The sequence below is a fragment of the Streptococcus oralis genome, from assembly GCF_001579525.1.
Classification (GTDB): Bacteria; Bacillota; Bacilli; order Lactobacillales; family Streptococcaceae; genus Streptococcus; species Streptococcus oralis_M.
This window is the reverse complement of the sequence record NZ_LQZC01000011.1, coordinates 374,108-385,317: the sequence shown is the minus strand read 5'-3', so window position 1 is coordinate 385,317 and position 11,210 is coordinate 374,108. Positions and strand designations below refer to the sequence as shown.

The window sequence follows — 11,210 nt, the reverse complement described above, 5'->3', positions numbered from 1 at the left end:
CCGCTCGGTAGCCATCACATTAGAACATAAAAAGAGAGGTTGAACCTCTCTAAATTTATTTTTCTTCACTCATTTTTGATTTTACTTCATCATAAGATAGTGCATGGGATTCCTCTTCTATGGTCTCAGGCATTTTTCCTGTCTCGTAAAGAGATTTAATTTGAGTACTATCCAATGTTTCGTATTTCAACAATGCTTCTGCAATCAGTTTGTGGGTTTCACGATTTGATTGGATAATTTCAGCAGCTTTATTTCGTGCCTCATTTAATAATGAACGAACTTCCTCATCAATCTCATAGGCTGTTTGCTCTGAAATTGATTTTTGAGGACTTTGTGCACCAAACATAGCATGATTACCTTCGTATTGAACTGGGCCAAGTTTTTCACTCATACCGTACTCTGTAACCATTGCACGCGCCATCTGAGTAGCTTGTTCAAAGTCATTTGAAGCTCCTGTCGTTTGGACATTAAAGATAATTTCCTCAGCAACACGACCTCCCATCAAACCTGCTAATTGCTCTTTCATATCTTCTTTAGAAAGAAGCATTTGATCTTCTTTAGGAAGTGCAATCATGTATCCGCCTGCTCGTCCACGTGGTACGATAGTCACTTTATGAACAACACGGGCATTCGACAAGACCAAACCAACAATGGTATGCCCAGCCTCGTGGTAGGCAACCAATTCACGTTCTCTTTGTGACACTGTTTTATCTTTCTTAGACGGTCCAGCAATCACTCTGTCCTCTGCCTCATCAATATCTGAAGCATCAATAACTGACTTGTTGCGACGGGCAGCAACTAAGGCTGCTTCGTTTAGAACATTTTCTAAGTCAGCTCCCACAAAACCTGGGGTTTGTTGGGCAACTAGTTTCAAATCAACATCGTCTGCCAGAGGTTTATTTTTAGCATGAACTTTCAAGATTGCTTCACGACCTTTAACATCAGGGCGACCAACTAAGACTTTTCTATCAAAACGTCCTGGACGGAGAAGAGCTGGATCTAGAACATCTGAACGGTTCGTCGCAGCGATAACGATGATTCCTTCATTTCCCTCAAAACCATCCATTTCAATCAAGAGTTGGTTCAAGGTTTGTTCACGTTCATCATTTCCTCCACCAAGGCCTACACCACGTTGGCGACCAACAGCATCAATTTCATCGATAAAGATGATGGCTGGCGCTGCTTTTTTTGCATCCTCAAAAAGAGAACGAACACGGCTTGCACCAACTCCGACAAACATTTCTACAAAGTCCGATCCTGAGATACTAAAGAATGGAACGCCTGCTTCTCCGGCAACCGCCTTAGCGAGCAAAGTCTTACCTGTTCCCGGAGGTCCCTCTAAAAGAACACCTGCAGGAATACGCGCACCAAGTTTGGTAAATCGTTTTGGATCTTTTAGAAATTCAACAACTTCTACTAATTCTTGTTTTTCTTCCTCGGCACCTGCAACATCTGAAAATCGTACCTTGATATCTTCTTTGTTAGCAGCTTTGGCCTTGCTACGTCCAAAACTTATTGGATTTCGGCCACTATTTCCTCCCATATTTCCCATCATAGAGAATAAGAAGAAGAAAAGAATAGCAAACGGTACAACAGATACAAGGATATTGATCCACATACCGCTTGAACTCTCATGTTTGACTGTTACTTCTGCCTGATGTTCAGAAGCAAGTTTTTGCAATTCTGAAACTGTTGAATCAGACGGAAGAATAATACTTGAGAATCTTTCTACTGTTGTAGCTGTAGGAGTGAAAAATTGAATTCCTGTTTCTTCTTTACTAGTCTTAGGATTTTTATAAACACCAGACACTTCAATGATGCTACCATTTGGCTGATAGGTTAATTCTTTTACATTGTCTGCTGTAATTTCTTTTACCAATTCTGTATAGTTAATTTTTTCGCTTCGCCCAGCAGTATTTCCAGAGTAAAAATACTGGAATCCTGTCACTAGGAAGAAGATAATTAACAAGTAGAGAAATGGATTTCTAACTAAACCATTATTTTGTTTTTTCATTAAAGATAGATCTTTCTAATTTGAATAAACTTCTTCTTTCAATACTCCGACATAAGGAAGGTTACGATAATTTTCTTTATAATCTAGACCATAACCTACTACAAACTCATTTGGAATAGTAAAGCAAGTATAATCCGCTTCAATTTCAACAACACGTCCCTCTGGTTTGTCCAACAAAGTCGCGATTTTAACAGAAGCTGCTTCTCTTTCAATAAACATATCTCGCAAATTCTTCAAAGTTTGACCTGTATCGATGATATCCTCTACAAATAAAACATGTCTTCCTTTGATATCTTGAGTCACGTCTTGCTTGATATTGATCACACCACTACTTGCTGTTCCACCATGGTAGCTAGATACCATCATGAAGTCCATCTCAATATGCGTATCAATATGTTTGACCAATTCAGCCATAAAAGGAATCGATCCTTTCAAAATTCCAATAAGAATTGGATTTTTCCCCTCATACTCTTTTGTTAGTTGTTCACCTAGCTTTTTAGCTGCTTCTGTAATTTCATCATGTGAAACGAGGATTTTTTTTATATCGTGTTCTAACATCTTTTTACCTATCTATTTTTTCTATATAAAGTACAGTGTTCATTATATCATTTTTCGTGTTTTTACTCAAATCACTGGTCGTAATTCCTGAAATTGAGACAATTTCTCCAAATTGCTCAATAATAGGGGTTGTTTTTCGTTTTTCAATAGGGATTTTCAAATCTATAAATAAGCGTCTCAGTTTCTTTCGATGACCATTCAGCCTAATAACATCACCAGGTTTTCGACCTCTAATCCGTATCGAAGTTTCTCGTGAAACATTTATTTTTTGAACAACATCTCCTTCTATAGGAATGCCAAAGGAAAATAAATAGCCCTTATGTCGAACTTGATTTTGATAGTGTAACACAAGTTCATCTTCCTTTTCATCAGCCTGAGGACTGATTTTGCAAACTTGAAAATGATGATACTCTTTTATCAATTCATAGCCATTTTTCAATGGATAACGATACTGGCTTTTCCTTGCCAAAATCTGTCTAACTTCATCAAACTGAGACTTCGTAAGATTTAAGTCTGGGAATTGATTGAGATAGTTCTGGAGCAAGACCCCTTGAGTTTGTTTTGAGTATGAAAAGAGCTCATTCAAGTCTTCTACATCAATCTGTTCAGAAAGCTCCGTTATGGCTGCTTGGTAATCTGAAATCTCACTTCCTAGATTTAAAAGAGCAGATCTAAGGCGGGGATTTTCTTTTTCAAGTTCTGGTAAATACTTATTTCGAATACGATTGCGAAAATAGCTGTTCTCACGATTTGTTTGATCTTCGAAATGAAAAATTGGTGGGAAGTATGTTTTATGAAAATGCAACAAGGGACGGATGATTTCAATATCATCAACTACTTGACTTTCTTTTATTCCTATTAAATGACGTAACCGACTTCCACGAATCAAGCGCATCAAAATCGTTTCAACCTGATCATCTGCATGGTGGGCAGTGACCAAGGCAGTTGCTCCAACCTCTTTCATGATTTTCCTAAAAAAATCATAACGAAACTCTCGAGCACGCGCTTCTGAAAAGTCTCCTGAAAAGCTTGTGATATAAATAGGAATTTCAGCTACATCAGCTAACTTCCTTAGTTCATTTTCCTCCCAGTCAGACTCCCTTCTCTGCTTGTGATTGACATGTGCTAAAATCAACTCAATTCCCAACTCTTTCTGATAAGTAGACAATAGATGGAATAAAAACATTGAGTCCAGTCCGCCAGACAAAGCTAATACGACTTTAGAATGTTTTTTGAAATACTCTTTTCGGAGAAAATGATTTAAAAAATCCTGGTCCCTCATTTTAGAACCTCATAGACATCCTTAGCTATCTTAGCAATAGTATCATAATCAGAATTTTTGGTGAAAATGGAAAGAACGAAAGGAGAATCCGTATAGACAATGGCAGTGTCATGTTTAAACTCATCGGCATCTCCAATTTTATGAGCTACCTTAACCGAAACACCTTTTGCGATTCGTTGGTTGTCAAAATCGGTCTTACCCAGAGACTCTAGGACAAAACCATTCTGATTATAAATAGCTTCCATGACCTTTCCAGCCATTTTTGAAGAAGTCAGTTTATCATTCACATCCCAATCTTCACCCATAATGGTGGACATTTTTTCTTTGAAAGCCCCGTCAGACTGATTGGTCACATAATAACCTAAAATATTATGAGCAACATTGTCAGACTCTTTTGTTACCTTGGTAATTAACTGTTGAAGACTGTATTCTTTGTTATCTTCTTTTTTAGGTAAGCTACCACTACCTTCTGGTTTATAGGACCCAGGGAAACTATTTACTTCTGGGATATACTTGAAGCTACTGTCTAGCGTATATTCCCCTTGATTTATCTTATCTTGAGCGTAATAAAGGTAGGCTAGTTTCAAGATGCTAGCTGCATAGAGTTTGCTGTCTTCATTCACCCCAGCCTCTTTACCTGTACTCAGTTGTTTAACATAAATAGAATAATTTTCATTCTGATAGTTGTTTGATAAAATTTCTTGAACCTTCTGGATGCGATTGTCTTCTTCTGAGACGAACTCTTTGGATACCCACCCAACTTGATCAACATGAAGAAATTCTTGTCCCTCAGCAAAGAGAGTTCTATCCACCGTTACGAGTTGATAGGGAGAGAGGGACGAAGAAATTTCTTTCGTATTATAGGGGCTGTTATAGATAACAAACCCTGGCTCCAACCATACTTGTCTATTTTGAGTTTGAACTTGACTTTTATCATAGACAAAACGCTTATCTGCAAGGATAAACTGGTGATTATCTAATTTAAAAACAGGAATACCTTGTCTATTCAAACGCCATTCTACTATTTTAAAGGTGGTTCCAGGAGTCAATTTACCAGACTCCTTAACAAGATCCTCATTAGCATAGACGGCTGTTTCTCCATATACCATTGGGGATTCCAGAGTTTCTTTATAGTAGAATCCATAATCAGACTCAGTTAGATAATAAATTTCTTGCGAAGAGTAAGGAAGCTGTTTTTCTGTGCTAACTACTCTTGAGGTTATGATAAAAGCAGGTAGCAATAAAACTACTAAGAACTTACGCATTCTTCTCTTCCCTTTCTTCTTGTAATCGTAATAAATGGTTTTTAGCTGCCAATTCCTCTAATTTTTCATCTGATAAACTTAAAAATTGCTCAACAACTTCCAATAAATTTTCCATGACATTACCTCGGAAGCAAATCAGGAATTGTGTAAATTGCTTCTCGTTTCTTTGAGTAATAGTACTTGGCGCGTGCATACTTTGCTACATAGTCTTCATCTTTCAACTTTGCAGCAAAGGCGGATTCCTTATCCTTTTCATCACTAAGAGTTTGGTACTGCTCTTTCAACTCTGTTAATTGCTGACGTCGTTGCAGTAACTGATCATAGCTTTGGGCCAAGTTATAAGTTGGTAAAATAAACAGCAAGATCATCAAAATAAGGACCCAACCCATAAAACGATTTCTTTTTTGTCTCTCCTTCATCAGGTAACGACGACGTTGTTGTTCATTTTGAATAAAAGAATTATTCATCTGTACAATATTTTTAGACATTTTCTTCTACCCGTGTTTCACTGAGAATTTCATACATGCCTGCTGCATCTTCTTTTTTTGTACTATCTTTCATCTCTAGTACTTTAACAAGCAACAACTTATTTCCAAAGCGAATTTCAACTTGGTCATCAACTTTCAAATCCGTTGAACTTTTGGCCAAGATTCCATTTACCTTGATTCTACCTTTATCTGCTACTTCTTTTGCAACTGTGCGGCGCTTAATAATTCGTGATACTTTTAAATACTTGTCTAATCTCATTTTTATTACCTCAAATTATTATTGTACCATTTTTATCCTTTTTATAGAAGAAAAATATTAAATGAGATTTGCTTCCTTTGATTCTTTTATCTCTAATAAACTTTCTCCAAAAATCAGCAAACCTTCTAAAATTTCATAATCCTTCTTGTTTCGGACATCGAATACAACTTCCATTAATCCCTTATTCTCAGCTATGGCTGCTTTTAAGTTCGTTGCGGATAAGGCTTTAAAATAATCTTGAGCCAAGAATAGTCGTTGAGTGACTTTTTCAAATTGAACTGTAATCTTATTTTCTTTTCTTTCCACACGTTCTACAAATACCTTGTCAAAATATGACTTAACCAAACCAATCTCTAAAAGGTATGCTACTACGTCTGGGTATTCTCCAAAGCGGTCCATCAACTCTTCTTGTAGTTCTTCATAGTTGACACGATTGTCAATTTGACGAATTTTCTTGTAAATTTCAATCTTATGTCGTTGGTCAGAAATATAAGTATCAGGAAGATAAGCATCAATTTGTAAAATTAACTCAGCATTTCCTTTGGTTCTTTTATTACTATTACCGTTCCGTTTAGCAATAGCTTCTTCTAATAACTGTGAATACAATTCAAAACCAACAGAATCAATGAAACCTGATTGGGATTTTCCTAGGAGATTTCCTGCTCCACGAATCGAAAGATCTCGCATCGCAATCTTAAATCCAGAGCCCAATTCTGTAAATCCTTTGATCGCTTCTAGTCTCTTCTCAGAAACTTCACTGATTGATTTTTCTGGACGATACATGAGATAGGCATAAGCAATGCGATTGCTACGACCAACTCTTCCTCTTAATTGATACAAGGTTGACAAGCCCATATGATCTGCATTTTCGATAAATAAGGTATTGGCGTTCGGAATGTCTACCCCTGTCTCAATAATAGTAGTTGTCACCAAAATATCATATTGTCCTTCAATAAAGTCCAGTAGAGTATTTTCTAACTGAATTTCACTCATTTGTCCATGAACATACCCAATCGAAGCCTCTGGAATCAAATCCTGTAATTCTGAAACCTTCTGATCAATCGTGTCAACTTTATTGTAAAGATAGTAAACTTGACCTCCACGCTCCATTTCACGCAAAACAGCATCACGAATCACACTATCATTCTTCTCCAATACATAGGTTTGCACTGGATAGCGATTAGTTGGAGGAGTTTCAATAACAGACAAATCTCTGATTCCCAGCATAGACATGTGGAGAGTACGAGGGATTGGTGTTGCTGTTAAGGTTAGAACATCTACTTGTTTTTTCAGTTCTTTCAAAGTTTCCTTATGCTTAACACCAAATCGTTGCTCCTCATCAATAATCATCAATCCCAAATCTGAAAACACAACATCTTTTGACAAAACACGATGCGTTCCAATCAAAATATCGACTTGGCCATTTTTTAATTTTTCAAGTGTCTCTGCCTGCTCTTTTTTACTTCTAAAGCGACTCAACACATCAATATTAACAGCAAAATTTTGGAATCTTTCCTTAAAATTCGTATAGTGTTGTTGTGCTAAAACCGTCGTCGGAACGAGAACGACCACCTGTTTGTGATCATTGACCGCCTTAAAAGCAGCACGCATTGCTACTTCAGTCTTCCCAAAACCAACATCTCCAACCAAAAGTCGATCCATGGGGTGAGAATCCTGCATATCTCTCTTGATTTCCTCAATACTGCGAAGTTGATCATCCGTTTCAACATAAGGGAAAGCATCATCAAAAGCATGTTGCTCATCATCATCAGCTGAGAAAGCAAACCCCTTCAACTGACTACGCTCAGAATAAAGCTTGATTAAATCGTCAGCTATATCCTCTACTTGGTTCTTAACTTTTTGCTTGGCCTTTTTGAAATGACCATCATTTAATTTATTAAGTTTTGGCGCTTTCCCATCACTTGAAACATATTTAGACAGTAACTGAATCTGCTCTACTGGGATGGAGATTTGGTCACCATTTTGATACTGTACACTGACATAATCACGGTGAATACCTTGGATTTCAATTGTTTCGATTCCTAAATATTGACCAATTCCATGGATATGGTGAACAACGTAGTCCCCTTTTTCAAGTTCATTATAATCTTTTAATCGCTCTGCATTTGAAGCATGTTGTCTTCTAAACCGACGTTTTAATTTCTTTTGAAAAATCTCATGTTCAGTAATCAAGAGAATTTTTTCATCTACAAAATGAAAACCATGTCTTAGATTACCCTCAATCAAGTTTACAGATTCTTTACAGATACTTGACTTATCTTTGGAATCCAATTTGATCTGGTATTCCTCTAAAACATCTTCCAATGTTTTACTGCCCATTGAATTGCTAGACTGCAAAACAATGGTGTAGTCCATTTTTTTGTATCGCTCAATTTCTTCTTTTAAAAATGAAAATTGATTGAAAAACTCTTGAATGGGGTATTGATTAAATTGATAAATATGATCAAACTTAAGATTTCCTAAGCCCTTTTGCAGATTGGAGAAAAAGGTAACTGGACTTTGTTTTTTATAGGTTTGCTCTGTATCTGCAAAATACTGCATCCCAGAAAATGATTTACCATTCTGTAAATCTTCTGTAAAGTATTGTGCTAATTCTCTTTCAAAGGATTCATACTGATTCATCAATTTTTGATAGTCATCAAAGAATACTGGTGTATCTTTTTCAATATAATCAAATACAGTCCATGTTTTATCGTAACATAAGGACAAAAACTTTCGACTATCTGAATGTACTTGTTTTTGATGAAAACTTGACAAAATCTCTTCCAAATATGATTTTAAAATTGGTGATAGAGTCTTTGAAATTTGCTTTTCTAAAGCTGACTGTCCTCGTTGATAATCTTTTTCTCTCAAAAGTATGTCGCTAGCTGGAAAGATAGTGAGGTTTGTCTGATTTTCTTTCGATAATTGTGTTTCGACTTCAAAAGTACGAATACCATCTACTTCATCGCCAAAAAACTCGATTCGGAAAGGTTCTAACTGAGACATCTCAAAAATATCTAAAATGTCTCCTCGAATACTAAACTCACCTTGTGTCTGTACTTGAGTAACTTTTCGATATCCAATTTCCTTTAACCGGTGAAGTAGCTCGTGTTGGTCATATTCTTCGCCAACTGCAATTTTTATAGTACTTTCTTTAAATCTAGTCGGAGAGGGTAAAATTAACCGACTCGCTGCGATATTACAAACTAAAATCCCTTTCTTAGATGAATCAGTTAAAAAACGCAAGGCTTCAACTCGCGAAATGATTTTTTCTTGTGAAGACATCAAAAACTCTACCATAGGAGAGTCATCGACCAAAAAAGGATAGACAAGTTCTTCTCCTAAGATAGAAAGAAGATCACTGATAATTCTTTCTGCTTCTCCATAAGTCGATGTCAATAATACAATCTTATTTTCTTTTTTTAGACTACTCGCAATTGCAAGAGCCTTGGTAGAAGTTGACAGACCTAGTATTAGTTGTCTTTTCTTATCTGTCAGATTTTGATGCCATTTTTCTATCTGATTATTTTCTGAGAATAAATCTAATAAAGTCACCATTTATCCATTATACCTCTGCATTGTTTTCTCAAAATTTTTTTCTTGTAAATAGTAGTTTACAGCATTGTCAACCTTGTCAATCGACTGTAAAATACCTAAATAGTCATCCTGATCAAACTTACTTAAAACATGGTGAACTACTGACATACCTTTTTTAGGTCTTCCGATACCTATTTTAACACGATTAAAGACCTGGGTACCTATATGTTGAATAATAGATTTGATCCCATTATGACCACCTGCTGAGCCCTTTTCTCTTAAACGAATTTTTCCAACTTCCATGTCAAGGTCGTCGTAAATAACGAGTAAATTTTCAATATCCAAACCATAGTAAGTCAATAAAGCATGGACCGCTTTTCCGCTTTCATTCATAAACGTCGTTGGTTTGACAAGATAAATTTTTTCACCATTAAGAAAAAAAGATGCTAGGTCAGCTTGAAATATCTTATCATGTGTAAAAGTGACATTTTGTTTTTTAGCTAGTTGGTCAATCAACATAAATCCAACGTTGTGCTTGGTTTCAAAATATTTATCCCCTGGATTTCCTAATCCAACAAGTAATTTAGTCATTTATTTTCCTTTCAAAAGCCAAAAGGGTTGGAATTTTTTTCCAACCTAATTGACACTATTTATTAAATGTTATTAAACATTAAAGCGGAATTCCATGATATCGCCGTCTTGAACGATATATTCTTTACCTTCTTCACGCAAGCGTCCAGCTTCTTTTACAGCCTTTTCAGATCCGTATTTCACTAGATCCTCATACGACATGGTTACTGCACGAATAAAACCTTTTTCGAAGTCAGAGTGGATGATACCAGCTGCTTGAGGAGCTTTCATACCACGCTTAAAGGTCCAAGCACGGACTTCTTTTTCACCAGCTGTAAAGTAAGTTCCAAGTCCAAGTAAGTGGTAAGCAGCTCGAGTCAATTTATCAACGCCTGATTCTGTCAATCCAAGTGCTTCAAGAAACTCTTGCTTATCTTCATCATCTAACTCAGAAATTTCTTCCTCAGCACGCGCGGAAATAACTACTACCTCTGCATTTTCTGTCGCTGCAAATTCACGAATTTGCTTCACATATTCGATAGAATCTGGATCTGAAACTACATCCTCATCCACATTAGCAACATAAAGAACTGGTTTAGTGGTTAAAAGGAAGAGGCCTTTAACAACCTTTTGTTCCTCATCTGTGAACTCAATGGTACGAGCTGATTTTCCATCTTCAAGAACAGGCTTAATCTTTTGAAGGACGTTGAATTCTGCCACAGATTCCTTATCTTTTTGCGTGCGTGCCATCTTTTCTACACGCGCATAGCGTTTATTAACTGATTCTAAGTCAGCAAGAATCAACTCTAGGTTAATGGTATCAATATCTGCAAGTGGATCCACAAAGGCGTCTTCACGTCCTTGCTCGCGCATAACATTTTCATCATCAAAAGCACGAACTACATGAACAATCGCATCTACTTCACGGATATTAGCCAAGAATTTATTCCCTAGACCTTCTCCTTTTGATGCTCCTTTTACAATCCCTGCAATATCTGTAAATTCAAAGGTTGTTGGGACTGTCTTTTTAGGTGTGATCATTTCAGTTAGTTTTTGTAGGCGTTCATCTGGAACTTCCACCATCCCAACATTTGGATCAATAGTCGCAAATGGGTAATTTGCCGCCTCTGCTCCTGCTTTTGTAATTGCATTAAAAAGGGTTGATTTACCAACGTTTGGCAAACCAACGATACCTGCTGTTAAAGCCATAGTTTCTCATTCTCCGTTCTCATTT

At 36.6% G+C, this 11,210-nt stretch carries 10 protein-coding genes; all 10 read right to left on the bottom strand.

The genetic code is table 11. From position 1 onward, the window contains the following. Positions 1-55 precede the first annotated feature (55 nt). Positions 56-2,014 (bottom strand): ATP-dependent zinc metalloprotease FtsH, encoded by a 1,959-nt coding sequence (gene ftsH / locus SORDD25_RS08595; protein WP_061853363.1) that lies wholly within the window; start codon positions 2,012-2,014, stop codon positions 56-58. Between the two features lie 15 nt (positions 2,015-2,029). After that, a complete protein-coding gene (gene hpt, locus SORDD25_RS08590) occupies positions 2,030-2,572 on the bottom strand; it encodes a hypoxanthine phosphoribosyltransferase (protein WP_061853362.1) in 543 nt (180 codons plus the stop codon). 4 nt (positions 2,573-2,576) lie between these two features. Beyond that, a complete protein-coding gene (tilS, locus tag SORDD25_RS08585; RefSeq protein ID WP_061853361.1) occupies positions 2,577-3,854 on the bottom strand; it encodes a tRNA lysidine(34) synthetase TilS in 1,278 nt (425 codons plus the stop codon). Beyond that, positions 3,851-5,119, bottom strand: coding sequence for a serine hydrolase (locus SORDD25_RS08580; RefSeq protein WP_061853360.1), 1,269 nt, complete (start codon positions 5,117-5,119; stop codon positions 3,851-3,853). Before SORDD25_RS08580 ends, tilS begins: the two co-directional genes overlap by 4 nt. Then, positions 5,112-5,234, bottom strand: a complete 123-nt coding sequence (locus tag SORDD25_RS09505) for an SP_0009 family protein (protein ID WP_000429343.1) — start codon at positions 5,232-5,234, stop codon at positions 5,112-5,114. The genes SORDD25_RS08580 and SORDD25_RS09505 overlap by 8 nt, the downstream gene beginning before the upstream one ends. A gap of 4 nt (positions 5,235-5,238) precedes the next feature. Next, the gene (locus SORDD25_RS08570; RefSeq protein ID WP_061853359.1) at positions 5,239-5,607 is read right to left on the bottom strand and encodes a septum formation initiator family protein; all 369 of its coding nucleotides are present in this window, start codon (positions 5,605-5,607) and stop codon (positions 5,239-5,241) included. Next, positions 5,600-5,866, bottom strand: coding sequence for an RNA-binding S4 domain-containing protein (locus SORDD25_RS08565; RefSeq protein WP_001234975.1), 267 nt, complete (start codon positions 5,864-5,866; stop codon positions 5,600-5,602). Before SORDD25_RS08565 ends, SORDD25_RS08570 begins: the two co-directional genes overlap by 8 nt. A gap of 57 nt (positions 5,867-5,923) precedes the next feature. Further along, a complete protein-coding gene (mfd, locus tag SORDD25_RS08560) occupies positions 5,924-9,427 on the bottom strand; it encodes a transcription-repair coupling factor (RefSeq protein ID WP_061853358.1) in 3,504 nt (1,167 codons plus the stop codon). Next, entirely contained in the window at positions 9,428-9,997 is a 570-nt protein-coding gene (gene pth / locus SORDD25_RS08555) for an aminoacyl-tRNA hydrolase (protein ID WP_061853357.1), read from the bottom strand. A 72-nt stretch (positions 9,998-10,069) separates the two neighbouring features. Next, positions 10,070-11,185 carry a redox-regulated ATPase YchF gene (ychF, locus tag SORDD25_RS08550; RefSeq protein ID WP_001218702.1) on the bottom strand — a complete coding sequence of 372 codons (1,116 nt, stop codon included), beginning with the start codon at positions 11,183-11,185 and terminating at the stop codon, positions 10,070-10,072. Positions 11,186-11,210: the final 25 nt, after the last annotated feature.

Coding starts and splice junctions, on each gene's coding strand:
- ftsH (WP_061853363.1), bottom strand. CDS start 2,014: ATGAAAAAACAAAATAATGGTTTAGTTAGAAATCCATTTCTCTACTTG.
- hpt (WP_061853362.1), bottom strand. CDS start 2,572: ATGTTAGAACACGATATAAAAAAAATCCTCGTTTCACATGATGAAATT.
- tilS (WP_061853361.1), bottom strand. CDS start 3,854: ATGAGGGACCAGGATTTTTTAAATCATTTTCTCCGAAAAGAGTATTTC.
- SORDD25_RS08580 (WP_061853360.1), bottom strand. CDS start 5,119: ATGCGTAAGTTCTTAGTAGTTTTATTGCTACCTGCTTTTATCATAACC.
- SORDD25_RS09505 (WP_000429343.1), bottom strand. CDS start 5,234: ATGGAAAATTTATTGGAAGTTGTTGAGCAATTTTTAAGTTTATCAGAT.
- SORDD25_RS08570 (WP_061853359.1), bottom strand. CDS start 5,607: ATGTCTAAAAATATTGTACAGATGAATAATTCTTTTATTCAAAATGAA.
- SORDD25_RS08565 (WP_001234975.1), bottom strand. CDS start 5,866: ATGAGATTAGACAAGTATTTAAAAGTATCACGAATTATTAAGCGCCGC.
- mfd (WP_061853358.1), bottom strand. CDS start 9,427: ATGGTGACTTTATTAGATTTATTCTCAGAAAATAATCAGATAGAAAAA.
- pth (WP_061853357.1), bottom strand. CDS start 9,997: ATGACTAAATTACTTGTTGGATTAGGAAATCCAGGGGATAAATATTTT.
- ychF (WP_001218702.1), bottom strand. CDS start 11,185: ATGGCTTTAACAGCAGGTATCGTTGGTTTGCCAAACGTTGGTAAATCA.